The organism is Pseudomonas sp. GW821-FHT02A11 (assembly GCF_059421985.1).
The window spans coordinates 61,489-88,297 of sequence record NZ_JBWKWB010000007.1; the positions used below are offsets into that span (position 1 = coordinate 61,489).

22 protein-coding genes and 1 pseudogene are annotated in these 26,809 nt (G+C 62.9%); 15 read left to right on the top strand and 8 right to left on the bottom strand.

Annotated elements, in window-relative coordinates; translation table 11 throughout:
• The first annotated feature begins 65 nt into the window (after nucleotides 1-65).
• The 4 genes from AC07V9_RS12890 to AC07V9_RS12905 all read left to right on the top strand — a co-directional run bounded on the left by AC07V9_RS12890 (nucleotide 66) and on the right by AC07V9_RS12905 (nucleotide 5,541).
• The gene (locus tag AC07V9_RS12890) at nucleotides 66-758 is read left to right on the top strand and encodes a response regulator transcription factor (RefSeq protein ID WP_495016092.1); all 693 of its coding nucleotides are present in this window, start codon (nucleotides 66-68) and stop codon (nucleotides 756-758) included.
• Complete coding sequence (locus AC07V9_RS12895) at nucleotides 758-2,095, top strand: HAMP domain-containing sensor histidine kinase (RefSeq protein ID WP_495016093.1); 1,338 nt, start codon at nucleotides 758-760, stop codon at nucleotides 2,093-2,095. The genes AC07V9_RS12890 and AC07V9_RS12895 overlap by 1 nt, the downstream gene beginning before the upstream one ends.
• 300 nt (nucleotides 2,096-2,395) lie before the next feature.
• Entirely contained in the window at nucleotides 2,396-4,636 is a 2,241-nt protein-coding gene (locus AC07V9_RS12900; protein ID WP_495016094.1) for a TonB-dependent siderophore receptor, read from the top strand.
• A 17-nt stretch (nucleotides 4,637-4,653) separates the two neighbouring features.
• Nucleotides 4,654-5,541, top strand: coding sequence for an alpha/beta hydrolase (locus tag AC07V9_RS12905; protein ID WP_495016095.1), 888 nt, complete (start codon nucleotides 4,654-4,656; stop codon nucleotides 5,539-5,541).
• Nucleotides 5,542-5,922: 381 nt separating this feature from the next.
• On the opposite strand, the gene AC07V9_RS12910 is transcribed toward AC07V9_RS12905, so the two are convergent.
• On the bottom strand, nucleotides 5,923-6,831 hold the full coding sequence (locus AC07V9_RS12910) for a LysR family transcriptional regulator (protein WP_495016096.1): 909 nt from the start codon (nucleotides 6,829-6,831) through the stop codon (nucleotides 5,923-5,925).
• Nucleotides 6,832-6,887: 56 nt separating this feature from the next.
• Here AC07V9_RS12910 and AC07V9_RS12915 point away from each other — a divergent pair.
• A pseudogene (locus tag AC07V9_RS12915) lies at nucleotides 6,888-7,107 on the top strand (aldo/keto reductase); the annotation flags it as partial.
• A 322-nt stretch (nucleotides 7,108-7,429) separates the two neighbouring features.
• Nucleotides 7,430-8,656 (top strand): carbohydrate porin, encoded by a 1,227-nt coding sequence (locus tag AC07V9_RS12920; RefSeq protein ID WP_495016258.1) that lies wholly within the window; start codon nucleotides 7,430-7,432, stop codon nucleotides 8,654-8,656.
• Between the two features lie 387 nt (nucleotides 8,657-9,043).
• On the opposite strand, the gene AC07V9_RS12925 is transcribed toward AC07V9_RS12920, so the two are convergent.
• Both AC07V9_RS12925 and AC07V9_RS12930 read right to left on the bottom strand, forming a co-directional pair.
• Nucleotides 9,044-10,405: a 2-hydroxycarboxylate transporter family protein gene (locus AC07V9_RS12925; RefSeq protein ID WP_495016097.1), complete on the bottom strand. Its 1,362-nt coding sequence runs from the start codon at nucleotides 10,403-10,405 to the stop codon at nucleotides 9,044-9,046.
• A gap of 61 nt (nucleotides 10,406-10,466) precedes the next feature.
• Nucleotides 10,467-11,330 carry an HpcH/HpaI aldolase/citrate lyase family protein gene (locus tag AC07V9_RS12930; RefSeq protein ID WP_495016098.1) on the bottom strand — a complete coding sequence of 288 codons (864 nt, stop codon included), beginning with the start codon at nucleotides 11,328-11,330 and terminating at the stop codon, nucleotides 10,467-10,469.
• Nucleotides 11,331-11,534: 204 nt separating this feature from the next.
• On the opposite strand from AC07V9_RS12930, the gene AC07V9_RS12935 reads away from it, so the two are divergent.
• The 4 genes from AC07V9_RS12935 to AC07V9_RS12950 all read left to right on the top strand — a co-directional run bounded on the left by AC07V9_RS12935 (nucleotide 11,535) and on the right by AC07V9_RS12950 (nucleotide 16,342).
• A complete protein-coding gene (locus tag AC07V9_RS12935; protein ID WP_495016099.1) occupies nucleotides 11,535-12,410 on the top strand; it encodes a LysR substrate-binding domain-containing protein in 876 nt (291 codons plus the stop codon).
• A gap of 138 nt (nucleotides 12,411-12,548) precedes the next feature.
• Entirely contained in the window at nucleotides 12,549-13,748 is a 1,200-nt protein-coding gene (locus AC07V9_RS12940) for a CaiB/BaiF CoA transferase family protein (RefSeq protein ID WP_495016100.1), read from the top strand.
• Nucleotides 13,749-13,983: 235 nt separating this feature from the next.
• Complete coding sequence (locus AC07V9_RS12945) at nucleotides 13,984-15,348, top strand: TIGR00366 family protein (protein WP_495016101.1); 1,365 nt, start codon at nucleotides 13,984-13,986, stop codon at nucleotides 15,346-15,348.
• A gap of 160 nt (nucleotides 15,349-15,508) precedes the next feature.
• On the top strand, nucleotides 15,509-16,342 hold the full coding sequence (locus tag AC07V9_RS12950) for an amidohydrolase family protein (protein WP_495016102.1): 834 nt from the start codon (nucleotides 15,509-15,511) through the stop codon (nucleotides 16,340-16,342).
• A gap of 284 nt (nucleotides 16,343-16,626) precedes the next feature.
• On the opposite strand, the gene yfcF is transcribed toward AC07V9_RS12950, so the two are convergent.
• Nucleotides 16,627-17,259: a glutathione transferase gene (gene yfcF / locus AC07V9_RS12955; RefSeq protein WP_495016103.1), complete on the bottom strand. Its 633-nt coding sequence runs from the start codon at nucleotides 17,257-17,259 to the stop codon at nucleotides 16,627-16,629.
• Nucleotides 17,260-17,422: 163 nt separating this feature from the next.
• The gene (gene katG, locus AC07V9_RS12960; RefSeq protein WP_495016104.1) at nucleotides 17,423-19,684 is read right to left on the bottom strand and encodes a catalase/peroxidase HPI; all 2,262 of its coding nucleotides are present in this window, start codon (nucleotides 19,682-19,684) and stop codon (nucleotides 17,423-17,425) included.
• Between the two features lie 292 nt (nucleotides 19,685-19,976).
• Here katG and AC07V9_RS12965 point away from each other — a divergent pair, with 292 nt between their 5' ends.
• Complete coding sequence (locus AC07V9_RS12965; protein ID WP_495016105.1) at nucleotides 19,977-20,411, top strand: GNAT family N-acetyltransferase; 435 nt, start codon at nucleotides 19,977-19,979, stop codon at nucleotides 20,409-20,411.
• A 207-nt stretch (nucleotides 20,412-20,618) separates the two neighbouring features.
• Here the strand turns inward: AC07V9_RS12965 and AC07V9_RS12970 are convergent, their stop codons facing one another.
• Entirely contained in the window at nucleotides 20,619-21,383 is a 765-nt protein-coding gene (locus AC07V9_RS12970) for an SDR family oxidoreductase (RefSeq protein WP_495016106.1), read from the bottom strand.
• A gap of 97 nt (nucleotides 21,384-21,480) precedes the next feature.
• Between AC07V9_RS12970 and AC07V9_RS12975 the strand changes: the two genes are divergently transcribed.
• Nucleotides 21,481-22,437, top strand: a complete 957-nt coding sequence (locus AC07V9_RS12975; RefSeq protein ID WP_495016107.1) for an AraC family transcriptional regulator — start codon at nucleotides 21,481-21,483, stop codon at nucleotides 22,435-22,437.
• On the opposite strand, the gene AC07V9_RS12980 is transcribed toward AC07V9_RS12975, so the two are convergent.
• Nucleotides 22,422-23,369 carry a DMT family transporter gene (locus AC07V9_RS12980; protein WP_495016108.1) on the bottom strand — a complete coding sequence of 316 codons (948 nt, stop codon included), beginning with the start codon at nucleotides 23,367-23,369 and terminating at the stop codon, nucleotides 22,422-22,424. The genes AC07V9_RS12975 and AC07V9_RS12980 overlap by 16 nt on opposite strands.
• A gap of 126 nt (nucleotides 23,370-23,495) precedes the next feature.
• Between AC07V9_RS12980 and AC07V9_RS12985 the strand changes: the two genes are divergently transcribed.
• Entirely contained in the window at nucleotides 23,496-24,428 is a 933-nt protein-coding gene (locus AC07V9_RS12985) for a LysR substrate-binding domain-containing protein (RefSeq protein ID WP_495016259.1), read from the top strand.
• Here AC07V9_RS12985 and AC07V9_RS12990 read toward each other — a convergent pair.
• Nucleotides 24,422-25,150 (bottom strand): SDR family oxidoreductase, encoded by a 729-nt coding sequence (locus AC07V9_RS12990; protein ID WP_495016109.1) that lies wholly within the window; start codon nucleotides 25,148-25,150, stop codon nucleotides 24,422-24,424. The genes AC07V9_RS12985 and AC07V9_RS12990 overlap by 7 nt on opposite strands.
• 102 nt (nucleotides 25,151-25,252) lie before the next feature.
• Between AC07V9_RS12990 and AC07V9_RS12995 the strand changes: the two genes are divergently transcribed.
• Nucleotides 25,253-26,155, top strand: a complete 903-nt coding sequence (locus AC07V9_RS12995; protein WP_495016110.1) for a LysR family transcriptional regulator — start codon at nucleotides 25,253-25,255, stop codon at nucleotides 26,153-26,155.
• A 66-nt stretch (nucleotides 26,156-26,221) separates the two neighbouring features.
• Entirely contained in the window at nucleotides 26,222-26,734 is a 513-nt protein-coding gene (locus AC07V9_RS13000) for a thioredoxin family protein (RefSeq protein WP_495016111.1), read from the top strand.
• Nucleotides 26,735-26,809: the final 75 nt, after the last annotated feature.

Sequence of the window (26,809 nt, forward strand, 5' to 3'; positions counted from 1 at the left end):
AGCCAACAGTGCGATATTCGCAACCGCGAACCATTCTCATAAAGACCTTTTCACCTAAGCATCCCATGACGCCTACTCTGCTGCTGGTCGAAGACGACGCGCGCCTGCGCAACGATCTGGACCTGCATTTTCAAAAGCGCGGCTTTGCCGTGACCGCCTGCCAGTCTGGCAATCAGGGGCTGGCTGCCGTGCGCACGTCGCGCTTCGATCTGGTGCTGCTGGACATCATGCTGCCGGGCATCGATGGCCTGTCGCTGCTCGAGGCACTGCGTGATGTCGACGACACGCCGGTGATGCTGATGTCCGCGCTGGGTGCCGAACAGGACCGCATCATCGGCTTCACCTGTGGCGCCGATGATTACTTGCCCAAGCCGTTCAGCCTCGCCGAACTGGACGCCCGCGCCAACGCCCTGCTGCGCCGCATGACTCGCCTGCCAGCACTCCAATCGCACCGTGAAGATGCCGCCGTGCAGTTCGACGACGGGCTGCAGGACGTTGTTCACGCTAACCAGCAGGCGGGCCTGACCAGCTCGGAATACCGGTTGCTGATGACCCTGCGCGAGCAGGCGGGTGAGCCGCTGAGCAAGCCGTTTCTCTATCAACAGGTGCTGCACCGCATCTACACCCGACTGGATCGCGGGCTCGACGTGCATGTCTGCAACTTGCGCCGCAAGCTGGCCGCCATCGGCGTGCAACACCTGCAGATTCAGGCCGTGCGCGGTCAGGGGTACATCCTGATCGACGCGAACAAAGCCTGATGCGCCGCCATCCCCTGCTGTGGAAGCTGGCGCTTCTGCAGATTTCCTTCTGTCTGCTGCTGACCTGGATCATCTGGACCTGGGGCCTGTCGGCCGAGCGCAGCACCTACTTTCTCGATCAGGCCGACCGTCTCTATCTGGCCCGCTATGCGCAGCAAGCTGAAGACGCCTGGCGCAACGACGGCCATGCCGGCGTCGAGCGCTTTCGTCAGCGACTGTCGAGCGAAGAAGACACTTGGGTGGCGGTGATCGGGCCGCATCTGGAGAGCCTTGGAACCACGCCACTGTCGGCGCTGGAATCGAGCCACCTGACCTTCATGCGCAAGCTCGACTGGCCCATGAGCCGACGCCTGCAGGACGAGTTGCCCTTTGTCAGCATCGAGTTTCCTGACGCGCCGCAAGAGGGCCGGCTGGTGATGCAACTGCCCGAACGTCTGCTGCCCGGCGGCCTGACGCCCTGGACCCACGTGCTCAGCCACGGCGTGATGCCGACCTTGCTGGCAGCGCTGCTGGGCTTGCTGATCTACCGCCATCTGGTGGTGCCGCTCAATCGCCTGCGTGACCGCGCCGACAGCCTGCGGGCCGACGATCTGGACAGCGACGGGCCTGGCCTGCCGCTGATGCATCGGCGCGACGAACTGGGAGAACTGGCCAGCGCTTTCGAGCACATGGCCGACCGGCTGCGTCACAGCCTCAATCAACAGCGCCTGTTGCTGCGCACGTTGTCCCACGAACTGCGCACGCCGCTGGCGCGTTTGCGCATTGCCCACGACAGCGAGCTGCCCCCGGCGCAATTGCGTGAGCGACTGGATCGGGAAATCGGCGACATGCAGCGCCTGCTGGAAGACACCCTGGACCTTGCCTGGCTCGACACCGAACGCCCGCAACTGCCCACTGAACCGGTGCTCATGCTGTCGATCTGGGAAGCGCTGTGCGAGGACGCCTGCTTCGAAAGTGGCTGGCCAGCGCAGCGTTTCATCTGCCTGCTGGGCACCGACTGTTGCGTGCAGGTGCACCTTGACAGCGTCGCCCAGGCGCTGGAAAACCTGCTGCGCAACGCCATCCGCTTCTCCCCCGACAACGGCAAGATCACCCTCACCGGCTGGCGCGAGGACGACCACTGGCACCTGTGCCTGCAGGACGAAGGACCGGGCGTGGCTGAGGCGGATCTGGAGCGTATCTTCGTGCCCTATCAGCGACTGGACAACAGCACCGAAGGCTTCGGCCTGGGCCTGGCCATCGCCCGTCGCGCGGTGGAGTTGCAGGGCGGCAGGTTGTGGGCCAGTAACGGGCAGCCGGGGTTGATCATGCATATGACGTTGCCGGTATCGAGTTGACTCGGATCGAGCTTCTGCCCGGAGGGCGTAGGAGCAAGCTTGCTCGCGATCTGGCGCGAAGCGGCAGCAAAACCAGACGACTCCGTTGTGTCTGATGTACCGCATGCGCTGGACTTACTGCTGCGGCGCAGCAAATCGCCCGATCGCGGTCCGCAGCAAGCTGAACTCCGGCCTGGGCCAGAATCAAAAGACATCGCGGGTGACCGCAAATGTTTAGAAAGTTAATGCGCTTTACTCGCAAACGTCAGTCATTATCATCCGTGATCTTCTCGCGTCACGTCGTTCCCTCGGAGATCATCGATGTCGTTTCGTCCCCTGCCGACCCTCACCCCGTTCGTGCTGCTGTCCAGCTGCCTGCTGGCGACTGCCGTTCACGCTGCGACCCAGCCGCAAAACCCCGCCGCCCTGCAGCTGCCCGACCAGAATGTGGTCGCCACCGCCGAAGAAGAAATCAAGCAGGCGCCCGGTGTGTCGGTGATCACCGCCGAGGACATCAAGAAACGTCCACCGGCCAACGACCTGTCGCAGATCATTCGCACCATGCCGGGGGTCAACCTGACCGGTAACTCCAGCAGCGGCCAGCGCGGCAACAACCGGCAGATCGACATTCGCGGCATGGGCCCGGAAAACACGCTGATTCTGGTGGACGGCAAACCGGTCGGCAGCCGCAACTCGGTGCGTTACGGCTGGCGTGGCGAGCGCGACAGCCGTGGCGACACCAACTGGGTACCCGCCGATCAGGTGGAGCGCATCGAGGTCATCCGTGGCCCGGCGGCTGCACGTTACGGCAACGGCGCGGCAGGCGGCGTGATCAACATCATCACCAAGAAGGCTGGCGCCGAAACCCACGGCAGCGCCACGGTGTACAACTCCTTCCCCAGCCACGGTGACGAAGGCGCGACCAAGCGCATGAGCTTCGGCCTCAACGGCCCGTTGACCGACACCCTCAGCTACCGCGTCTACGGCAACGTCGCCAAGACCGACGCGGACGACGCCGACATCAACGAAGGCCACGAGTCGCTGCGCACCGGCAACCAGGTCGGCACGCTGCCGGCAGGCCGCGAAGGCGTGCGCAACAAGGACGTCAACGCCCTGCTCAGCTGGCACCTCACGCCCGAACAAACGCTGGACCTGGAAACCGGCTTCAGCCGCCAAGGCAACATCTACACCGGCGACACCCAGAACACCAACACCAACGCCACGGTCAACAGCCTGCTCGGTCACGAGACCAACCGCACCTACCGCGAAACCTACTCGCTCACCCACCGCGGCGACTGGGATTTCGGCAGCACCCTGGCCTATCTGCAATACGAAAAAACCCGCAACACCCGCATCAACGAAGGCCTGGCCGGCGGCACCGAAGGCATCTTCAGCAACAGCGATTTCTACACCGCCACCCTGCGCGACCTGACCGCCCACGGCGAGGTCAATCTGCCGCTGCACGCAGGGGTCGATCAGACCCTGACCCTGGGCACCGAATGGGTCGAGCAGAACCTCGACGACCCGAGCGCCAACACCCAGACCACCAGCGAAGGCGGCGCCGTCAGCGGTCTGAGCAGCACCGGGCGCGACACCCGCTCCGAGGCGCACATCTTCTCGTTGTTCGCCGAGGACAACATCGAGCTGTTCCCCGGCACCATGCTCACACCGGGACTGCGTTTCGACCATCACGACATCGTCGGCGACAACTGGAGCCCGTCGCTGAACCTGTCGCACCAACTGACTGACACCCTGACCCTCAAGGCCGGTATCGCGCGGGCCTACAAGGCGCCGAACCTGTATCAACTCAATCCCAACTACCTGCTCTACAGCCGTGGTCAAGGTTGCTACGGCCAGACCACCAGCTGCTACCTGCAAGGCAACGACAGCCTCAAGGCAGAAAACAGCATCAACAAGGAACTGGGCATCGAGTACAAGTCCGATGGCTGGGTCGTGGGGCTGACGTACTTTCGCAACGACTACAAGAACAAGATCGAGTCGGGTCTGAGCCCGATCAGCAGCGCCACCGGCGGCAGCGGCACCTACGCCAACGCGGCGGTGTATCAGTGGGAAAACGTGCCCAAGGCGCTGGTCGAGGGCCTAGAAGGCAACCTGACCATTCCGTTGGCCGAACAACTGACCTGGACCAACAACTTCACCTACATGCTGCAATCGAAGAACAAGGAAACCGGCGACGTGCTCTCGGTGACGCCGAAGTACACCCTCAACTCGATGCTCGACTGGCAGGCCACCGACGACTTGTCCTTGCAGACCAGCGTGGCCTGGTATGGCAAGCAGACGCCGAAAAAATACGACTACCACGGCAACCGCGTCACTGGCAGCTCCAACAATCAGCTGTCGCCTTATGCCATCGTCGGCGTCAGCGGCACCTACGCCATCAGCAAAAACCTGAGCCTGACCACCGGCGTCGACAACCTGTTCGACAAGCGCCTGTTCCGCGAGGGCAACGCCCAGGGCGTGACCAACATCGACGGTGCGGGCGCCGCAACTTACAACGAGCCCGGCCGCACGCTGTACACCAGCCTGACCGCATCGTTCTGACCTGACGAGACCGCCCGATGAACCTTCTGATGAGACCCCTGGCGCTCGTCCTGCTGCTGGCGGCGCCGGGGTTGACCACCCTGGCGCGGCCTGCGCCGGACCAGCCAATGGACACGCAGATCCTGCAACGCCAGGACTTGCCCTACACCTTCAACACGCTGGATCTGGACTCGGCGGATGGCCAGCGCCACTACCGCATCTGGATTGGCAAACCCGACCATCCTGCCCCGGCCAAAGGCTACCCGTCGCTGTGGATGCTCGACGGCAACGCCGCTGTCGGCGCCCTTGACGAAGGCCTGCTCAAAGGCCTGGCCAAGGGGCGTGCCCCGCTGCTGGTCGCTATCGGCTATCAAACGCCCCTGCGCATCGAACGCAACAGTCGCACCCTGGACTACACCCCAAGGCGCAGCGGTATCAGTGAACAGAAAGACCCGCTGACTGACGTGCCCAGCGGTGGTGCCGACGCCTTCCTTGACCTGCTGCGCGATCGCATTCGTCCGCAAGTGGCCGAGCAGGTAAAACTGGATGCCCACGACCAGACCCTGTGGGGCCACTCTTATGGCGGGCTGCTGGTGCTGCACACGCTGTTCACCCGACCACAGATGTTCAATCACTACGCGGCGGCCAGTCCGTCGCTGTGGTGGGACGAGGCGTTGATCTCAGCCGAAAGCCAGCAGCTGAAAGGCTCACACCTCAGCCTGCTGCTGATGCGCGGCAGCGCAGAACCGGCTACGCCGCGAGGCCCCGCCACGGCTGAACCGGACAAGCTGGCCAAAGAGATGGTGGCGCGTTTGAAAACGGTCTCGGGGTTGAAGCTTGAGTACCACAATCTCGCGGGCATGAGCCACGGCGAGACCTTGCCCGCGTCGCTGCGCTATCTGATACAGACCCGGTATCTGCGCTGAACTCGGGATAAAACAGCGGCGATCAATACAAATTCCTGTAGGAGCAGTCGGAGGTTACGACGGCCGCGAAGGCGGTGTGTCAGACAAACCGCCTTCGCCACTGTCGCACAGCTCCAGCAGCTCCCACAGGTTTGACGTCGGTCACCTTCCTTCGGCACGACTCATATCCTTGTGGGAGACGCCGGAGGTTACGACGGCCACGAAGGCGGTGTGTCAGACAAACCGCCTTCGCCACTGTCGCACAGCTCCAGCAGCTCCCACAGGTTTGGCGTCGGTCACCTTCCTTCGGCACGACGCATATCCTTGTGGGAGACGCCGGAGGTTACGACGGCAGCGAATGCGTCAGTTCAGTCACCCCAAAAGTCACAGCCAGGCACACGTTCAACGCCCTTCGCCCCGCGACGCCCATTGCCGCACGGCGTCGGCAAATAATCGCAGTGCCAGCGGTGGGTGGCGGTTGGCGGGGTAATACAGGCACACGCCAGGGTAAACCGGCCCCCACTCCGGCAGCAGGTGCACCAGCGCCCCCGACTGCAAATGCTCCTGCACTTGCGCCAGCGGCACCCAGGCGATGGCAATGCCGCCGAGTGCGGCGTCGATCATCACATTGACGTTGTCCATGGTCAGCGGGCCGCCGACGTCGATGCTGGCGCTCTGTCCCAGGTACTCGAAATCCCAGCGAAACAGCGCGCCACTGGCGAACTTGAAGCGAATGCAGCGATGCTGCTTGAGGTCGTGGGGCACCTGCGGCGCGGGGTGATGCGTCAGGTATTGGGGTGAGGCCACGGCCCCAAAGTGCACATCCGCGCCAAAGCGCACCGCGATCATGTCCTTGGGCACGTCTTCGAACACCCGAACTCCCGCGTCGAAGCCGTCACCGACGATGTCGACGAAACGACTGTCGGCGACGAACTCAATGTGAATCCGCGGGTAGGTCTTGAGGAAGTCCGGCACCACATGACGTACCAGCAATTTGATCGAGGATTCCGACGCACTGATGCGGATCGAACCTGATGGCGTGTTACGCGCGGAGGTGACTTCATTGACCACATTGGTCAGGTCGATGAGCAGCGGGCGCACACCGTGCAGCAGTTGTTCCCCCGCTTCGGTCAACGCCACCGAACGCGTGGTGCGGTTGAACAGGCGCATCTCCAACCGCGCTTCCAGGTTACGCATCGAGTGGCTCAGCGCCGAAGGAGAAACCCCCAACACGCGGGCGGCGCCGCTGAAGCTCTGGTGTTCGGCAATGGCGATGAACGCCGTCAGTTCAGGCAGATCGGCACGGATCACTTGTGAATTCTCCTCAGGTAGCCATGCAACAGCCGGCAGATTGTTGAGGATAAGGCGATTTTCGCAACATCGTGCCGCGCTTCAGAGGAAAACCGCAAAGCCAACGCGCAGCTCGTAGACATCCTCGGCCAACTGGCGCAAAGCAAAGGTGCTACCCCCACACAAGTCACCCTCGCCTGGCTGCTCGCACAAAAACCCTGGATCATGCCCATTCCCCGCACCACCACACTCCATCGGCTGGAAGAAAACACGGGCGCTACGGCCATTGAGCTGACGGTGTCGGTCTGCACGCCATCGACACAGCCCTCAAGGCCATTGAATCGTCGGCGCGCAAGCCACACGCGCTACTACTCACAGACTATGGCCAACGGCGATAGTCGCAATCGTTAAAATGAATTAACCAGTTGGTACATTAATATGTTTTTATCTTGCCCGCTTTCGAGCGCACCCGCGCGTGCCTCTCTTCTGCCGTCCTCGCCTGTGAAGACGGTTTTTCGCACTTCAGGTTTTTTTGATGAGCAATCCTTCGCAACACCTCGCAGATCCCGGCTCGCGCCGCGGGTTCTCTACGGCGCTGGCCGTGGGCTCCGTGCTGGTGATGGCCGCGTCCGCGCCGACCCTGGCCGATGACTGGCTGGACCAGCCGACCATGACCGGCGACTGGGGCGGCAATCGCAGCCGCCTGGCCGCGCAAGGCGTGAAGATCACTGGCGACTACAGCGGTGAAACCGTCTACAACGCCCACGGCGGCAAGCAGCGTGGCACGCGTTACTCGCAGAACATCAAGCTCGGCGCGCAGTTCGATCTGGGCAAGCTGCTGGACCTGGAGAGCGGCGGCAAGGTGCAACTGACCATCAACGACCGACGCGGCAACGATGGCTCCGGCGACCTGGTGGGCAACCGCCTGCCGGTGCAGGAAAACTACGGCGGCCTCTACACCCGCCTCACGGAACTGAGCTACGAAAACACCCTGTTCACCCCCGCGCTGAACGTCAAGCTCGGCTACATGGCCATGGGCAACGACCTCGGCGGCCTTTCCAGTGGCATCCTGTGCAACTTCATGAACGCCGGCTTCTGCGGCCATCCGTTGGCGATGTCCGGCGGCAGCGGCTGGAGCAACTACCCCAACGCGCACCTGGGCAGCATGGCCAAGTACCGCTTCAACCCGAACTTCGCGGTGCAGGTCGCAGCGTTCCAGGTCGACGCCGCCAGCAACGGCGACTCCAGTCGCGCCTGGCATGTCACGCCCAAAGACAGCACCGGCAACGTGCTGCCCATCGAGGCGATCTACAACGTGCTCGGCGACATGCCCGGCGAGTACCGCGTCGGCTATTACTACGACACCTCGGACGCGCCGCGCATCGGCACCAACAAGGAAGTCGCCGGTCGTGAAGGTTCGTATTTCCTGATGGACCAGACGATCTGGAATTCCAGCGACGTCAGCGGCCGCAACGTGCACATGTTCGGCCAGTTCTCCAACGCCAGCGCCGCCGCTTCGCCGTTCCGTCGTTGGTACTCGACCGGTTTCGCACTGAAGAAGCCGTTCGTTTCGCGCCCCAACGACACCGTAGCCATCGGCTATGGCCGCGCAGTGTTCAACTCGCGCAGCCGCGACGTTCAGGAAAATGCTGCGTTGACACGCGCAGAAGACTTCCCGGATCTGGCCAGCGGCGAAGCGCTGGTGGAGATGACCTACGGCGCACAAGTGGCGCCGTGGCTGACGATTCGCCCCTCGGTGCAGTACATCATCGAGCCTGGGGCGTTTTATGGTGAGGACATCGACAACACGCTGATCCTTGGATTGCAGGTCAAGGCGACGTTGTAAGCGGGCCGCACAGAGGTCGATCGGGCCACCCGACTCCACCTGAGGGAGCGAATTCATTTCGCGAGACAGACATTCAGGCGACAGGAATGTGCCGAGTGTAGGGGCCTCTCGCGAATCAATTCGCTCCCACAGGAATATCGCAGTCCAGTCGTTTATTTGAAATCGCGACTGCGCACGTCCAGCCCGGTCAGCAGCCACGCCCCTGCATCACATGGGTATCACCTGAAGCCTCGGCGCGGCGGACCTCTCTGTGGGAGCGAATTCATTCGCGAGACAATCTTTCAGGCGACAGAAATGTGCCGAATGTACGGGCCTCTCGCGAATCAATTCGCTCCCACAGAAGACATCATCGATCATGCAAGTACCGATCTGGCGAGACCCAGGACGCTAAACCCCCGGCAGATTCGCCAGAATCAACAACGCCCCCATCACCGTGATCGCCCCGCCGATGCGCGTGGAAATCTGCGCAAACGGCAGCAGTTGCATGCGGTTGGCGGCGGTCAGGATGGCGATGTCACCGGTGCCGCCCAAACCACTGTGGCAGCCGTTGACGATGGCGGTTTCGATCGGGTACATGCCCATCTTCCGGCCAATCACCAAGCCAGTCAGCACCAGGGTCAGCACCGTGGTGGCGATGGTCAGCACGTTGCCGATGTGGAAGGCGGCGGTCAGCTCGCTCCAGTGGGTCACGGCGATGGAGTTGGCGAAGAGCAGCGGATAGGTCACGCAGGTGGTGAAGAACTTGAACAGCACCTGCGCCCCCGCTTCCAGCCGCTGCGGCACGGCGTTGCACAGCTTGAGCAGCACCGCGAGAAACAGCATGCACACCGGCCCCGGCAGGCCGAACAACGCGTGCAGCAGTACCCCCGCTAGGTACAGCGTGATCGCGCACATACCCGCGGCAATCACCTGATTGACGATCTGCCCGTCGAAACTGACGTCCTTCTCCACGCCAACCTTGGCGTCATCCTGAGGCAACTCCAGCATCTGCAGACGACCGTTGCCGGTCAGGTGCGGGAAACGTTTGCCCAACAGATCCAGCGCGCCGCAGGCCATGATCGCGCAGAGGTTGCCCAGCAAAATGATCGGCAGCAATTGCGCGAGAATCTTGCCCGAGTCCATGCCAAGGATTTCGCCGTAGCCCACCGACAGCGGAATGGCGCCCTCGCCCAGCCCGCCACCCATCACCGGCACAATGACGAAGAACAGCACCTGACGCAGCTCCAGCCCGCAAAGCATGCCGACAGCGATCCCGGCGAACAGCGCAAGCACCGAACCCACCAGCAGCGGCACGAATATCTTGGCGAAACCCTTGATGATCAGGTTGCGGTCCATGGTGAAAATGCTGCCGACCACCACCGCCGAGACGAACAGGTAAATGAAGTTGCTCGACTTGGTGAAGGTGGTCACCGGCGCAATGATGTCCTGGGGCACCCAGCCAAGGCTGACCAGATACGAGGGCAGAAACGCGGAGACAATGGCCGCGCCGCCGATCTTGCCGAAGAACGGCAGGCGCTTGCCGATTTCGCCACAGGTGGCGCCGCCCAGGCCGATGATCGCGACCATGGTCGGCAGGTCGGCCTTGAGTTCCTTGGTGAGCAACAGCCCGACCACCAACCCCAGCAGCAGCAGGTACACCGGCAGGGGAATGAAGCTGATGCGGATGTCCATCAGCCGCCAGAACAGCGGGTCGCGACCCGCCTCTGGGGCGGCCACGGCGGGCTTGGCCAACGATTCGGCATTGTGCATGGGAAACCTCGTTTTCTTTTATTGTTGTAGAGCGGTTTGTTGCCAGGGATCTGCTGCGGCGTCAGTGGGTCAGCAGCCCCGCGTGACGGGCCTGTTCCAGCACCCTGCGCGCGCGAATCACGAACGGCGCATCGACCATTTGCCCGTCGACCTGATAGGCCCCTACTCCTGCGGCCTCGGCTTCATCGGCTGCTGCGACAAAGCGCTGCGCGCGGTCGATCTCCTCGGCCGAAGGCATGAACGCCTCGTTGGCCATGTCGATCTGGGTCGGGTGGATGCAGGACTTGCCCGTGAAGCCCAGGCTGCGGGCATAACGGGCTTCTTCGCGGTAGGCGTCAGGGTCCTTGATCGCGGCGAAGGCGGCATCAAAGGCGGCGATGTTCGCCTCCCCCGCGGCCATGCGCACGCTGAGCTGAATCTGCCGGATCACGCTGGCTTCGCGACGGTTGATGCCCAGCGGCTCCAGCAGGTCGGCAAACCCCAGTTGCAGGCCCATCACCCGCGGGTGGGCGCAGGCGATTTCAGCGGCCAGGCGCAGGCCGCGCGGGGATTCGATGTTGGCCAGAATGCGGATGTTGGCTGCCGATGGCTGCTGGCGTTCGAGGCGCTCAAGGTCGGCCACCAGTCGCAGGATTTGCTCGGGGTCTTCGACCTTGGGCAGGTTGATGATGTCCAGCCGGCTGCCGACCAGCGCCTCGAGATCGGCCTGGTAATGCACCGAATCCTGGCTGTTCACCCGCACTACGAGGGTCTTGTCGGTGTCAGCCAATCGGACCAGAAAGCCTGCGAGCTGACGACGGGCATCGGCTTTGGCGCACTCGGCCACCGCGTCTTCCAAATCGAAACTGATGCCATCGGCGCGGGAGGCCAAGGCTTTTTCGAAGAGTTCAGGGCGCGATCCTGGGACGAACAGTTTACTGCGCATGGGCGACTCACCTGATGACGACGCCGCCAAAGAAGCGTTGCAGCGTCGCGCCGGATGACAGGATCGCATCCCATACCCGGCATTGTTCTTGGAAGCCGGGTGGCTGGACCCGGGACTGTGCTTGAAAACCAGGCCCATATTGCAAAAGCGCAAAAGCTAACTAAAGTGCGTATTTCTACGTTTAGAATCCAGAATTTTTAGACTATGGACACACGCTACCTCGACAGCTTCCTGCAGGTCGCTGAACTGGGCTCCACCGCCGCCGCCGCGCGCAAGCTCAACCTCACCCCCACCGCCGTCGCCCAACGGATCAAGGCGCTGGAGCACGAAATCGGTCAGCCGCTGCTGAGCCGCACCGGTCGCAACATGCAGCTGACCGCCGCTGGCTCCGCGCTCTTGGGTCCTGCCCGAGAACTGTTGGTGCGGGCCCGGGACCTGCGCGCCATCGCCGCCCTGGATGCCGTAGCCGGCGAGCTGCGCATCGGCTGCATCACCACGGCGCTGGCCTATCTGGTGCCCGACGTGCTCGCCACGCTCATCGCCAATTACGAGCACCTGCGCCCCCACGTGGAGCCTGCGTTTTCCACCGATCTGTACCGCAAGGTGCTGTCGGGCGAAACCGACATCGCCATGATGGTCGCGCCGCAGTTCGAGCTGCCCAAGGAGTTCGTCTGGCGCCCGGTACGTGACGAGCCTTTTGTTGTTCTGGCCCCGCCGCACCTGGCCGATCAACACCCTCACGAGGTGCTGCGCAGTCAGCCGTTCATTCGTTATCACCGCCGTTCCTGGGGTGGCGTGCTGGCGGACCGGTATCTGCTGCAGGCAGGGATTCAGCCCCAGGAGCGCTTCGAAATGGACGCGCTGGACGCCATCGCGGCGATGGTCAAAGGCAACCTGGGGGTGTCGCTGGTGCCGCAATGGCGGCCGATGCACGCGCAGCTGGGCGAGCTGGCGCAGATCCCGCTGCCGGGGGCGGGGCTGTATAGACCGATCGGTCTGTTATGGAAACGCAATGGCGCCAAGGAGCGTTTGATCGATGTGTTCTGCAAAGTGTTGTTCGAACACCTCGGCCAGCGTTGAATCCATTTTTTATGGATTCTAAAGCTAGCTAAAACGCATTTTATTTCTCAATCACGCTGACCAGAATGGCTCCCATGTGCTGCATCGGAGCCCTCACCTGTTGCTCCGGACAGTGATAACAAGATCGGAGAAACCTTCATGTCGCATCCCTCCCGACCGACTTCGGCCACCGGCCCGCTGTCCGGCATCACCGTCCTCGACCTCAGCGCCTACATCGCCGGCCCTTACGGCTGCTCCTTGCTGGCCGATCAGGGCGCGACCGTGATCAAGATCGAACCCCCGACCGGCGACAACCTGCGCAAGTATCCATCCACGCTGGCCTCGGAAAGCCGCGCATTTCTGGGGGTCAATCGCAGCAAATCCGGCGTGGTGCTGGACCTCAAATCCCCCGGCGGCCTGGATGCGCTGCTGACCCTGGTGCGTCAGGCCGACGTGCTGGTGCACAACTTCCGCCCTGGCGTGCCCCAGCGTCTGGGCATTGGTTATGAGCAGTTGCAGACGGTCAACCCACGGCTGATCTATTGCGCGGTCACCGGCTACGGCGAACAGGGCCCGCTCAAGGCCAAGGCCGGTTACGACCAGGTGCTGCAAACCATGACCGGCATGTGCGCGGCGCAGAGCAAGCCCGACGGTCCGCCGGAAATTCTCTACGGCTCGGTGGTCGACTACTATGCCGCCTCGCTGGTGGCCGGTGGCGTGTCCTCGGCGTTGTTCGAACGGGAACGCACCGGCCTTGGCCAGGAGGTCGGTGTGTCGTTGTTGCGCAGTGCGTTGGCGATGCAGTCGGCGCGGCTGGTCTGGGCCGACAGCGAACCGCGCTCACTGGACCGCGACATGCGTTCGGGTGGCATTACCGGGATTCACCCGACCCGCGAAGGCTACCTGTACCTGTCGGCCAACACCCCACACTTCTGGCAGGCGTTGTGCAACATGACCGGCCTGGGGCATCTGGCGAAGGACGAGCGTTTCAACACGGTGCGCAACCGCGCGATCCACCACGAGATCATCGTCCCGCAACTGCACGAAGCCCTGCAGCAGCACAGCGCACTGGAGTGGGAAGCGATCTTCGGCGAGGCCGTGCCCTGCGCCGCTGCACGCCGGGTCGAGGACATGTTCGACCATCCGCAATGCGAGGCCGAGGCGCTGATTGCCGAGTTCGATCACCCGGTGGTGGGCCGTTATCAGGGCTTCACCCGCGCCATCACTTTTGGCCGCACGCCGGGGCCTGAGCCGTTTGCCGCGCCGGTGTTTGGTGCCGATTCGGACCGCGTGATGGCCGAACACGGGTTGACCGAGGAGCAGATTGCGCAGCTTCGCGCCAACGGGGCGCTGCACTGATACGAGACACCTGTTCAACCTGTGGGAGCGAATTCATTCGCGATGCGGTGGTACAGCCGGCAGAGGTGGTTCGGATGTCCCGGCCTCTCGCGAATGAATTCGCTCCCACAGAGGATCTGCGTCCAGATTGACTATCTGAGCGCCTGATCCAGACGACTTCCCACAAACACAATAAAAGGGATCACCCCATGACCAGCACCACGCCCGCACTCCGTCTGCACGGAGGGCCCTGCCCATGAACACCGCCATCAGCGCGCCGCGCACCCTGCGCACCCGTTTCACCGACAGCACCATCCGCCTGTTCGAACGGACCATTCCCGATCCTTTCGTGCTGGCGATTTTCATTACCGCGATCGTCGCGGCGGCCTCCTGGCTGGTGGCGCCGAATGCCTCCTTCGATGCGCTCCTAGGTGGCTGGTACAAGGGCTTCTGCAACATCTTCACCTTCGCCCTGCAAATCACCCTGGTGCTGGTTCTCGGCCACGCGCTGGCCCATGCGCCGATCGTGCAGCGCTTCTTCACCCGGCTGGTGTCCCTGGCGCGTACCCCGGCGCAAGCGGGGGCGATGATCTTCCTCTGCGTGGCGATCACCTCGTTCTTCAACTGGGGTTTTGGCCTGGTGCTCAGCGCCCTGCTCGCCCGGGAGATCGCCAAGCGTATGCGCGTCGACTTCGCCTGGATCGTCGCCGCCGGCTTCTCCGGCTGGGTGGTGTGGGCCGGTGGGCTGTCCAGCTCCATCGTGTTGGCGCAGACCACACCCGGTAATCCGATGAACGTGGTGCAGAAGCTCACCGGCCAGGTGCTCAGCCTGGGCGACATGGTGTTCGTGCCCTACAACATGGTGCCCACGATTGCCTTGCTGGTGGTCATGCCGTTCGTACTCGCCGCCCTGCGCCCGCGCGATGAAGACGCCGTGTGCCTGGACATCAGCCAGCACCCGGACTCCGAGCCTGCCAAACGCCCGCAAGGCAAACGCAGCTTCGCCCAGTTTCTTGAATACTCGCCGCTGGGCAGCGTGATCATGGGCGTGCTGGGCATTGCCGTGGTCGCTTATTCGTTCACCGGTCAGCTGCAATTGTCCGGGGTCAATGGCGTGATCGTGATCATGTTCACCCTGGGCATCCTCCTGCACGGCTGCCCGCTGGCCTACGCCAACGCGGTCAAGGCGGCAGCGAAGCAGAGCGGCTCGATGATGCTGCAGTACCCGCTGTACGGCGGAATCATGGGCATTATGGAAGCCACCGGCTTGCCGGGGGTGATCGCCAAGGTGTTCGTGGCGGTTTCCACCACCCACACCCTGCCGTTCTGGAGTTATGTGTGCTCGCTGTTGGTGACCTTCCTGATTCCCAGCGGCGGCGGTCACTGGGCGGTGCAAGGGCCGTTCGCGATCCCGGCGGCGGTGCAGTTGCACGCTTCGCTGCCGGCCACCACCATGGCCGTGGCAATGGGCGAGCAGGTGTCGAACATGATGCAGCCGTTCTGGGCAGCGCCCGTCGTGGCCATGGCCGGGGTGGGCGTGCAGCGGGTGCTGGGCTTTACCTTCGTGACCTTTCTGGTGGCGGCGGTGGCCTACGGTGCAGCATTGTTGCTGTTGGTGTAAGCCCTGCGGATGCTCACCTTCCCCAGTGGGAGCGAATTCATTCGCGAGACGTCGGTGCAGTCAATCGGAGTTCGTCGCCTGTCACGCCGCATCGCGAATGAATTCGCTCCCACAGAAATGGACGTATGCCCTGAAAGCGAGCCTAAAGAGCCAGGAACCCATGAAAACTGCTGATCTGAAAACACCAACCAACAGCTGCGACGCGCACATCCACATCATCGACCCGCGTTTCGCGCCGGCCGATCCTGCAACGCCCATCGCCCATGGGCAGTCCATGGCCGATTACCGCAAGGTGCGCGCGCCTCTTGGCCTGCGTCGTGCGGTGATCGTGCAGCCCAAGTATTACGCCACCGACAACCGCTGCACCCTGGACGCCATCGCGCAGATGAATGGCCAGGCGCGGGGCATTGCCGTGGTGGATACCGGCGTGACTGAGCGGGAGCTGATCCGCCTGCACGAAGGCGGCATTCGGGGCTTGCGCTTTAGCCTGTGGAACGCGGGTAATCAGGTGATCAGCGTCGACATGATCAAGCCACTCGCCGAGCGCATCGCCGAATTCGGCTGGCACGTGCAGATTCACATGGGCGCCGAGCAGATCCTCGAACAGCAGGCGCTGCTGGCCAGGCTGCCGGTGCAGGTGGTGTTCGATCACATGGGCCGCTTGCCTGCGGGGGCCAACGCCAGCCACCCGGCGTTTCGTTTCATCGCCGGGCTGGTCGATGCCGACAAAGCCTGGGTCAAGCTCAGCGGCCCGTACCTGAACACCGCGCTGGGCGGCCCTCGTTATGCCGACGTCAGAGAACTGGCCAGGGACTTCGCCACCTTCGCCCCGCAACGCATGGTGTGGGGCAGCGACTGGCCCCACGTCACCGAGGCGCACAAACCTGATGATGCGGGCCTGCTGGACCTGTTACGGGACTGGACCGACAGCGACGCGGCACGTCAGGCGATTCTGGTGGACAACCCGGCGCAGCTTTATGGGTTCGATGACTGAGCAACGCTTTCGCTTGATTGCGTGCTTGAAGGGCATCAGCCCGGCGGAATGGTCGCCAGCAGGCCGATGGAAATGGTCAGCGCCAGGAAGCCCAGCAGAAACAGCGTCATCTTGCCCATGAAATCACCTCTCAATGTTCGCGATACAGACGAACACACTTCGTTTGAAGGCTCAGGCCAGCCTCGTTGGGAGGCTGGGGATGGCACGTATTGTGAGCGCGACGACTGTTTCAATACAGCGCCAGATATTGAAGAAAAATACGGATCAGATGGATTCCATTGCCTTCATAGCGGTGGCCGTTGCAGGCTCACCCACGCCTGCACGCTGGGCCGCTGCCACTGACGCTGCGCGTATTGCACCAGCGCTGCGGGGATTTCGTCGCCATTGAGGATCAGCCGGTTGAGCATCAGCGCCAAATCTACGTCGGCAATCGACCACTGACCCAACAGGTACTCGCGACCATCGGCCAGCAACGCCTGAGCCGCGCTAACCAGCTTGGCCACGGCAGCCGTGCCCACCGGCGTCAGCGGCCCGCCCTTCTGCCCGTAGAACACCACCAGCGTCGAGCGCTCCTGCCGCACCGGCATCAGATCGCTGCGTAGCCACGCTTGCACTTGTCGCGCGCGGGCTCGCTGCTTGAGGTCCCGAGGGTAGATCGGGGTGGGAGGGAAACGCTCTTCCAGGTACTCGGTAATCGCCGAAGATTCCGACAGGGCAAAATCCCCGTCCGCAAGCGTCGGCACTCGCTGGGTCAGGGACAGGTTGGCGTAGTCAGGCGCGTGGTTTTCCCGGGCATCCAGGTCCACGGCGATCAGCTCGAAGTCGATGCCTTTCTCGCGCAACGCGACGAAGACTGACATGGCGTAAGGGCTGGTGAATTGAGCGTCGACGTACAGGCGTAGGCGGGCAGCGTTCACAGGGGCGATCTACCTATTCGTCTTGGGGAAACACCACGCTACGAGAATGCCCGGCACAAAGGAAATTCAGCTTTTTCATGGGCCTATTCCCGTGGGGAATTCGACAGATATAACAACGCCTCCCTAAGGAGGCGTCGTGTGTTGCAGGACGCTAAAACACCGATCAGGCCAGATCGAAGCGATCCAGATTCATCACCTTGGTCCACGCCGCGACGAAGTCTTTGACGAATTTCTCGTGGGCATCATCGCTGCCATACACCTCGGCAATGGCCCGCAGCTGCGCGTGCGAGCCGAACACCAGATCCACCCGCGTACCCGTCCACTTGACGTCGCCGGTCTTGCGGTCGCGGGCCTCGAAGGTGTCACTGCTGCCTGAGGTGGGCTTCCACTCGACGCTCATGTCCAGCAGGGTCTTGAAGAAGTCGTTGGTCAACACCCCTGGCCGCGAGGTGAACACACCGTGCTTACTCTGCCCGACGTTATTGCCCAACACCCGCAGGCCGCCCAGCAGCACGGTCATTTCCGGCGCGGTCAGGGTGAGCAGCTGCGCCTTGTCCACCAGCAGTTTCTCGGCCGAGACCTTGTACTGGCCTTTGAGGTAGTTGCGGAAGCCATCGGCGATGGGCTCCAGAAAACCAAACGACTCAACGTCGGTTTGCTCCTGTGAGGCATCCACCCGGCCTGGCGCAAACGGCACGGTGACGGTTTGACCGGCGTCCCTGGCGGCCTTCTCGACACCCGCGTTACCGGCGATGACGATCAGGTCTGCCAGCGAGACGTTCTTGCCCTGACCGCCATTGAACTCACCCTGGATGCGTTCGAGCACCTGCAGGACCCTGGCCAGTTCCTGGGGCTGATTGGCTGCCCAGTCCTTCTGCGGTGCCAGACGCAGGCGCCCGCCATTGGCGCCGCCGCGTTTGTCGGAGCCGCGAAAGGTCGAGGCGGCGGCCCAGGCGGTCGAGACCAGTTGCGAGACGCTCAATCCCGAATCGAGGATCTTGCTCTTCAATGCCGAGACATCGCTGTCATCCAGCGCCGGGCCCTGGGCATCGGGCAGTGGGTCCTGCCAAAGCAGTTCCTCGCCGGGGGTTTCCGGGCCCAGGTAGCGGGCCAACGGGCCCATGTCGCGATGGGTCAGCTTGAACCACGCGCGGGCGAAGGCATCGTCGAGTTGCTCGGGGTTGTCCTTGAAGCGGCGAGCGATCTTCTCGTACTCGGGGTCGAAACGCAGGGCCAGGTCCGAGGTGAGCATGCGCGGTTCCTGACGCTTGCTGGGGTCATGGGCGTGAGGAATGGCGTTCGCCCCTGCACCATTCTTTGGTTTCCACTGGTTGGCCCCGGCCGGGCTTTTGGTCAGCTCCCACTCAAAATTGAACAGGTTTTCCAGGTACTCGTTGCTCCATTGGGTCGGGGTCGAGGTCCAGGTCACTTCCAGGCCACTGGTGATGGTGTCGCCGCCTTTGCCAGTGCCGAACGTGTTGCGCCAGCCCAGACCCTGTTCTTCAAGCCCGGCCGCTTCAGGCTCCGGGCCGACGTTGTCTGCCGGACCTGCGCCGTGAGTCTTGCCGAAGGCATGGCCGCCCGCGATCAGGGCGACGGTTTCCTCATCGTTCATGGCCATACGGCCGAAGGTTTCGCGAATGTCGATGGCCGACGCTTTGGGATCAGGATGTCCATCGGGCCCTTCGGGGTTGACGTAGATCAGGCCCATCTGCACGGCGGCCAGCGGTTTTTCCAGCGTGCGATCACCAGCGGTACGGCTTTTTTCTTCGCCGTGCTTGGCAGGCTCAGCCACCAGATCGCCTTGACCGGGCTGTTCCATGGCCTTGTGCGCGCCGTAGCGCTCTTCGCCACCGAGCCAGGTGGTTTCAGATCCCCAATAAACGTCTTCATCCGGCTCCCAGACGTCGGGGCGGCCGCCCGAGAAACCAAAGGTCTTGAAGCCCATGGATTCCAGCGCGACGTTGCCGGTGAGGACGATCAGGTCGGCCCAGGAAATCTTGCGGCCGTATTTCTGTTTGACCGGCCAGATCAGGCGCCGGGCTTTGTCGAGGCTGACGTTATCGGGCCAGCTGTTGAGCGGCGCAAACCGCTGCTGCCCTGCCCCCGCACCGCCGCGTCCGTCGGCGGTGCGGTACGTCCCGGCGCTGTGCCAGGCCATGCGCACGAACAATGGGCCATAGTGACCGAAGTCGGCCGGCCACCAGTCCTGGGATCGGGTCATGACGGCCAGCAGGTCTTTCTTGACCGCGTCAAAGTCCAGGCTCTTGAACGCCTTGGCGTAGTCAAAGCCTTCGCCCATGGGATCGGACAGCGAGGAATGTTGATGGAGGATTTTCAGATTCAGCTGATTGGGCCACCAGTCGCGGTTGGTGGTGCCGCCGCCAGCAGCATGGTTGAACGGGCATTTCGATTCGGTTGCCATGTTTTCCTCTACCTTTGATCGGGATCATTCTCCCCGCTGGCCCTCGCGGGTGTCGCGGTCGGGATGAGTGAACTCAGTAGCACAGGGTGCTTATTGTTATCGCCTTATCAGGTTTGAACCGGACGGCATTCGCCGACGCTAGATCTAGGGTAGCCCCGTTCGCCGAGAGGTCTAATAGCCGGAGCATTAAGGGCTGATAGAGCGGCTCTGTCAGCGCCCGACATTCGGCTGTCATACCGCTGCCAAAAACGCTCTGCTAACCTGCCCGATCCGCATCCCGACAGGCCCTGCCATGATCGATATCCGCGTCATGACCCTGGACGACTACGACGCCGTCCTCGCACTGATGAGCAACACCCCCGGCATCTCGATCCGCGACGCCGACTCCCGCGCATCCACCGCGCGTTACCTGGCGCGAAACCCCGGCATGAGCTTCGTCGCCGAAAGCGATTCCGGGCTGTGCGGTTGTGTGATGTGCGGCCATGACGGTCGCCGCGGCTACCTGCAGCATTTACTGGTGCTGCCTGATTTCAGGGGTCAGGGCATTGCCAAAGAGCTGGTGCAGCGTTGTCTGTCGAGCCTGCAAGCGCTGGGTATCGGCAAATGCCATCTGGACGTGCTCAAAACCAACATCCCCTCCGCCCGCTTCTGGCAGAAACAGGGCTGGAAGCTGCGTCAGGACATCGACCGCTATTCCTTCACCCGACCGGGCAACGAGAACGCCTGACAGGGACGGCCTGTCGGCGGAGGCCCGCGCCTGGTATGAAAACCCGGCGAATCAACAAGCACGCCAGCATCGTCTGAAAGGCGCGGATTACCGCATGCTGCTGGTGCAAGGCAGCGACGCCACCCCGGCCTGAAATCGCTGCTTGTCGCAGCCCGGATTGCTGGCGAAAGCGTCGTTAGCATCACCTCGCCGCCAAACCGGACTGCGTCATGGCTGATCGCGCCCTTCACTCACCACCACCGCATCGGCACCCGCCGGAATGCGCATAGGGGCCGTCGGGTCGGTCACCGCACACCATACTGCCTGGGCCACGTCTTCGCAGTGGGTGACCGGCGAATTCATGTCGCGAACCGACTCGAACACCCTCTCGCGAAAGGCCACATACGCCTCAGGAATGCTCGCCGCCATGAAGCACCGCGCGTTATCGCCAAAGCGGGTGGTCGGCGCCCTGCCCGGCAACACCAATCTCACCCGCACACCGAACGGCTCAAGCTCCAGCGCCAACGACTCGGTGAACGCATTCACCGCCGCTTTACTGCCCGTGTAGACCGACAGCAACGGCAAGGATTTGAGAGTGACGGTGGAGGTCACGTTGACCACCACGCCCGCCCCGCGCTGCCGGAACTGCGGCAGCACGGCCTGGGTCATGGCGATGGTGCCCAGAGTATTGGTCTCGAAAACTTGCCGCGCATCGGCCAGGGCCAGGCCTTCCAGCGGCGCGAGCAAACCGATGCCGGCGTTGTTGACCAGCGCGTCGATTGGCCCGGCCTCATTGAGGCAACGGGCGATGCTCTCAGCGTTGGTCACATCAAGGGCCAGCAACTGCAGGCGCTGCGACGGTGGCAGCAGGCCTTCTTGCGGCGTGCGCATGGCGGCGATGACATTCCAGCCCTGGTCGAGGAACAAACGCGCGGTCTCAAGGCCGAAGCCCGATGAGCAGCCGGTGATCAAAACAGTGGAAGCGATAGCCATCTGAAAACTCCAGCAAATGAATGACCGCTCCACCATAGATCGAAGCCGTCAGACGACCTACACTCCAACGTCCTGTTCTTTGTCGAGACAGTCCGGCATGGTCGATCCTCTGGCTGAAGTCGTCGCGCTGCTGCAACCCACGGCGCCCTTTTCCAAACTTGTCGCGGCGTCGGCCCCCTGGGCGGTACGGCGTGCTGAAACCGGTCGCCCGTTCTATTTCGTGGTGCTCGAAGGCGCCTGTCGGCTGGCCATTGACAGCCCCGGCGGTCGCGACGCGGTCACCCTGAATCAGGGCGACTTCGTGTTGATTCCTGCGGCGCGAGCCTTTGCCACCTCCAGCCTGGATCGACAGCCACCTCTTGAAGGCGAAGCGCTGACGACGCCCATTGTCTCGATGCCCGGCGGCGCGCGGGTGGGTGATCCGCACGCCCCGGTGGATGCGCGCCTGCTGGTGGGCAATTGCGTGTTCGGCTCGCCGGATGCGTCGCTGCTGGTGCCATTGCTGCCGCGCTGGGTGCATGTGGCGGGCGAGCAACGCCTGGCAACGCTGGTGCAACTGGTGGGCGATGAGTCCCGCACCCAGCGGCCCGCGCGGGACATCGTCATGGCGCGCCTGCTGGAAGTGCTGCTGATCGAAGCGTTGCGCTCAACCGGCACCAGTGCCCCGTCCCCTGGGTTACTGAGAGGTTTGTCCGACCCCAAGCTGTCGCTGGCCTTGCGGCGCCTGCATGAGCGACCCGCTGCGCCCTGGAGCGTCGCGCAACTGGCAAGCGCGGCGGGCATGTCGCGGTCGACGTTTTTTGAAGGGTTCGGCCGCGCCGTGGGCATGCCGCCGATGGAATACCTGCTGACCTGGCGCATGGCCCTGGCCAAGCAACTGCTGCGTCAGCAGGTGCTGGCGATCAGCGAAATCGCCGAGCGCGTGGGCTACAGCTCGGTGAGCTCATTTGGCGTCGCTTTCACCCGCCACGTCGGCATGCCGCCCGGACGCTACGCCACGACTCAGGCTGACGATACGCCGGACAGCGACAGCGACGATCAGCAGCTCGGCTGATCGAGCTTCACCACCGGCACCTGATGGCGGCGTGCCGACCAGGTCACGCCGCCTACCAGCAACAGGATCGACATCACCTCCACCACCCCCGGGAAATGCCGGGCATAGATAAAACCGTAGACGCAGGCGAACACGGTTTCGAAGACAATCATCTGCCCGCTCAGGGACGCCGCCATGCGCCGCGAGCAGGCGTTCCACAGGCCGTTGGCCAGCCACGACCCGCAAAAAGCCAGGAACAGGCTGACCCAGAGAAAGGTTTCCCAGCGGGCGCTGTCGATGTTCGTCGGTATCAGGTTAGGAAACAGCATCAGCGCCAACAGGCCGAAGACAATGGCCACCGCACCCGTGACGATGCCCAGCAATGTCGACCACTCACTGCTGTTGAAGGTGCTCTTTTTCAGGTAGCGGCTGTTGCGGGTGGCGTACCAGGACCAGCTCACCACCCCGGACAGCCCGCAAGCCAGGCCCAGCAACTGCGAAGACGGCGACACCTCTGTCGCAGGTTGCACCGCATGCTGCAAGCAGATCGATACGATTCCCAGGAATACCATGGCCAGCGGCAGCTTGAGTTTCGAAAGGGGCAGCGAGTCGCTGTCGTGGCGCCCCTGAAACGTGATCGCAATCGGCATCATGCCGTTGATCAGCGCAGCAGCCGTGACGCCGCACAGCTGGATCGAAGCGCCCAGCAAGGCGTAGTTCAAAACGTTGCCGGTGAGGGACAATCGCAGCAGCATGCCAAGGTCGCTGCGGGTCAGCCGGGAGAACAGGCGAGACGCGAACGGCAAGGCGATCAGCAGGGACACCAAGCCATAAAGGGCGAAGCGCGCGCTGCTGATCAGCACCGCGTTGAATTCCGGCAACAGCGAAGGCGCCATGATCACACCGGCCCAGATGGCCCCTGCCAACAGCGCGTACGCTATCCCACTGTTCATGACGTCCACTCGCCGATTGGTTTGGCGAGATTCTAGCGATGGCCAATACGCTCCACATGCGATAAAAAGTCAGCGACCCATTCCCGCCGGGAATGCCGGGATGTTTTCTGCTTCAGGAGAGCCATCATCAACCGTTATCTGCGTACCCTGCCGCCGCTGGAAACACTGATCACCTTCGAAGCCGTGGGACGCCACAGCAGTTTCACGGCCGCCGCCTCCGAGCTGTTCCTGACCCAGAGCGCGGTGAGCAAGCAGATGCGCCAGTTGGAAGAATGCGTCGGTGTGCCGCTGTTCGAGCGCAAGCCTCGAGGTGTTGCGCTGACCCGCGCTGGCGAGGAGTTGCTGATAACGGTCAACGTCATGCTCACCACCCTGTACCAGAGCGTCACGCGGATTCGCAACGTTCACCAGTCCAACGCCGTGTCGGTGCTGGCCACCCATGCGCTGGCTCAGTTCTGGCTGTTTCCCAAGCTCATCGAGTTCAACAAGGCCTACCCCGAGATCGCCGTTCACGTCCACGCGATCAATGAAATCGACGACGCCAGCCTCAACGACTTCGACGTGGGCGTGCTCTACGGTTCAGGCGAATGGCCCACGCTGAACAGCGATTTCCTGCTACCGGAAATCGTCTATCCCGCGGCTCACCCTGCGTTCGACGCCTCTGATATCAAGACTTTGGAGGACCTGGCCAAGGCGAATCTAGTGCAGATCGACACCTCGGCCTGGCACTGCCTGGACTGGCAGCAGTGGTTCCGGCACCTGGGCCACGACTACTCGCCGCCCGACAACGCGCCGGTGTTCAACCAGCTGACCCTGGCCTTCCGCGCCGTGCAGCAAGGCATGGGCATTGGTCTGGCCTGGACCTTCATGGGCGACGACGCGGTAGCCAGGGGTGAGTTGCAACGGGTCACCGATTTTCAATGCATCACCGGTTTCGGCGAGTTTCTGGTGTCGGTAAAACACCGCCCGCTGTCGCCCTGCGCCGAGGTCTTGCGCCAGTGGCTGCTGGCCTCGGCGCGGGACGATGCAGCAAACGCCGGGCACACACCGCCTCAGTGAAACGCCCGGGTCGGGCGCACGACGATTTCGTTGACGTCGACATCTTCCGGCTGCTCGATGGCGTAGCGCACGGCCCGGCCAATGGCGTCCGGTTTCAGCGCGATCGCCCGGTACGCGGCCATGGCCGATTTTGCGCTGTCGTCGGTGATGGTCGAGGCCAGTTCGCTTTCCACCACACCCGGATGAATGCAGGTGACGCGAATGTCCGGGCGTTCCTGGCGCAAGCCGTCGGAGATCGCCCGCACGGCGAACTTGGTCGCGCAATACACCGCTGCCGTGGGCGACACCGCCAGCGCACCGATGGAAGCGATGTTGATGACGTGGCCCGAACCGCGTTGAGTGAATTCCGGCAATACCGCGGCGATGCCATGCAGTACGCCCTTGATGTTGACGTCGACCATGCGGTCCCACTCCTCGGTTTTCATTGAGGCCAGCGGCGACAGCGGCATGATCCCGGCGTTGTTGATGATCACGTCGACCCTGCCCCAGCGCTGCCGCGCGTGTTCAGCGAAGGCTTGCACATCGACCTTGTCGGTGACGTCGAGACGCCGGAATTCGGCGTTGCCCCCCGCGGCGTTGATCTCTTCGACCAGCGTCTGCAAACGATCGGTGCGGCGCGCTCCCAGCAGCAGGGTCGCGCCGGCCGCGCCCAGCTCTCTGGCGATGCCTTCGCCGATGCCGCTGGATGCGCCCGTGATCAGAATGATTTTGTCGATGCCCATGTCTGCAACCTCGTGTCAGTGAATTTGACGGACACGTTAACCCCAAGGCATTGTCGCGATAACTCCCTCCAGACTGACTGTATTGGTTAACCGAGCTTACCAATGGATATTGATCTCAACTTGCTGAAGGTCTTCGCCGCCGTTGCGCAACTGCATAACTTCCGCGCTGCCGCCGACCGCCTGGATGTCAGTCGCTCGGCGGTGAGCCAGAGCATTCGCCGCCTGGAGGACAACCTCGGTGTCTCGCTGGTGCAGCGCTCTACCCGCAATGTGCGCCTGACCGAGGCCGGCGAACAGCTGTATCGACAGACGATCGGGGCGCTCTCGACACTCGGCCACGCACTGGATAACGCTGCCCTCAAGGGTCCGCCTCGGGGATTGCTGAAGGTGGCCGTGACCTCGATTGCCGAGCGATTTCTCGACGGGCCGCTGATCGCCAGTTTCGTGGAGGCCTATCCGGAGGTGACGCTGGACGTGACCGTCACCGATGAAACATTCGATATCGTCGAGCGTGGTTTCGATGCCGGCGTGAGGCTGGGCGAAGTGATCGAGCAGGACATGATCGCCATCCCCATCACCGGCGAGCAGCGCGAAGTCGCTGTCGCCACGCCCGCCTACCTTGAACGCCACGGTCGGCCTTTGCACCCCCGCGACCTGGCCGGCCATCGCTGCATCGGCTGGCGCCCGGCACCGGACGTCGCGCCGTGGCGCTGGGAATTCAGCGAGCAAGGCCGCGCGTTCGACGTGGCTGTCGCGCCGCAGATCACCACCAACGACATGCTGCTGATGGTACGCACGGCCTTGGCCGGTAGTGGCATCACCTTCGGCATCGAAGACACCTTCCGCCCGTATGTGCAGCGCGGCGAACTGGTCAGCGTGCTGGATGAATACCTCACGCCATTTGCGGGGTTCTTTCTTTATTACCCCAATCGACACAACCTGGCGCCCAAGCTGCGGGCGCTGGTGGATCATGTTCGGCAGTTCAGGGAACAGCCTCCCACCTGACCGCCATTGCAGCCCCCGCGCATTTCTGCTGGGATGCGCCATCGGATTTGAAAAGTGAGCCCCACCATGACGTCGTATCAGGACCTCTTCGCCATCGGCCAGACTTTCGACGCCTTCGTCGAACACGGCCTGCCCGGGGAAATCAGCGCGGTGCGCGTGATCCAGCACAAACTCGCCACGCCAGATGCCCTGACCCCGGTGACCCGGCAGCGGCTCGGCGCCGTTAACAGACGTTTTCATCTGCTCATCGCCGCTGAGATGTGGTGCCCGGATTGCCAGATCAACGTCACCGTCATGGATTACCTGCAACGCACCCAGCCCAATATCGAGCTGGCAATCATCTCCAAGGCTCGCGCGGAGGATGCTCTGAAACAGCGCCTGAATCTCGAGCGGATTTCCATTCCGTTCGTGCTGGTGCTCGACGATGCCTTTGAGCCGGTCGGACGTTTCATCGAGCGGCCAGAGGCAGTGATTGAAGGGGGCGATGCGCTGAAACCGGCCTACCGCGCCGGTGAGTACCTGCAAAGCACGGTTCAGGATCTGCTGGATATTTTCGAGGCCCCGCACGTGCAGAATTGAAGGGCGACCTAAAAGGATTCAGCCGAATATTTCCTGTTTCCCGCTTGTGTTTTACCGCCAGTGAGCCTAACTCCT

Bases quoted from the DNA above. Each gene is read 5' to 3' on its own strand.
- AC07V9_RS12975 (WP_495016107.1), top strand. From the start codon at position 21,481: ATGGTCGATCCTCTGGCTGAAGTCGTCGCGCTGCTGCAACCCACGGCG.
- AC07V9_RS12930 (WP_495016098.1), bottom strand. From the start codon at position 11,330: ATGCGCAGTAAACTGTTCGTCCCAGGATCGCGCCCTGAACTCTTCGAA.
- AC07V9_RS12895 (WP_495016093.1), top strand. From the start codon at position 758: ATGCGCCGCCATCCCCTGCTGTGGAAGCTGGCGCTTCTGCAGATTTCC.
- AC07V9_RS12905 (WP_495016095.1), top strand. From the start codon at position 4,654: ATGAACCTTCTGATGAGACCCCTGGCGCTCGTCCTGCTGCTGGCGGCG.
- AC07V9_RS12900 (WP_495016094.1), top strand. From the start codon at position 2,396: ATGTCGTTTCGTCCCCTGCCGACCCTCACCCCGTTCGTGCTGCTGTCC.
- AC07V9_RS12940 (WP_495016100.1), top strand. From the start codon at position 12,549: ATGTCGCATCCCTCCCGACCGACTTCGGCCACCGGCCCGCTGTCCGGC.
- katG (WP_495016104.1), bottom strand. From the start codon at position 19,684: ATGGCAACCGAATCGAAATGCCCGTTCAACCATGCTGCTGGCGGCGGC.
- AC07V9_RS12920 (WP_495016258.1), top strand. From the start codon at position 7,430: ATGGCCGCGTCCGCGCCGACCCTGGCCGATGACTGGCTGGACCAGCCG.
- AC07V9_RS12935 (WP_495016099.1), top strand. From the start codon at position 11,535: ATGGACACACGCTACCTCGACAGCTTCCTGCAGGTCGCTGAACTGGGC.
- AC07V9_RS12980 (WP_495016108.1), bottom strand. From the start codon at position 23,369: ATGAACAGTGGGATAGCGTACGCGCTGTTGGCAGGGGCCATCTGGGCC.
- AC07V9_RS12995 (WP_495016110.1), top strand. From the start codon at position 25,253: ATGGATATTGATCTCAACTTGCTGAAGGTCTTCGCCGCCGTTGCGCAA.
- AC07V9_RS12965 (WP_495016105.1), top strand. From the start codon at position 19,977: ATGATCGATATCCGCGTCATGACCCTGGACGACTACGACGCCGTCCTC.
- AC07V9_RS12990 (WP_495016109.1), bottom strand. From the start codon at position 25,150: ATGGGCATCGACAAAATCATTCTGATCACGGGCGCATCCAGCGGCATC.
- AC07V9_RS12890 (WP_495016092.1), top strand. From the start codon at position 66: ATGACGCCTACTCTGCTGCTGGTCGAAGACGACGCGCGCCTGCGCAAC.
- AC07V9_RS13000 (WP_495016111.1), top strand. From the start codon at position 26,222: ATGACGTCGTATCAGGACCTCTTCGCCATCGGCCAGACTTTCGACGCC.
- AC07V9_RS12950 (WP_495016102.1), top strand. From the start codon at position 15,509: ATGAAAACTGCTGATCTGAAAACACCAACCAACAGCTGCGACGCGCAC.
- AC07V9_RS12970 (WP_495016106.1), bottom strand. From the start codon at position 21,383: ATGGCTATCGCTTCCACTGTTTTGATCACCGGCTGCTCATCGGGCTTC.
- AC07V9_RS12925 (WP_495016097.1), bottom strand. From the start codon at position 10,405: ATGCACAATGCCGAATCGTTGGCCAAGCCCGCCGTGGCCGCCCCAGAG.
- AC07V9_RS12945 (WP_495016101.1), top strand. From the start codon at position 13,984: ATGAACACCGCCATCAGCGCGCCGCGCACCCTGCGCACCCGTTTCACC.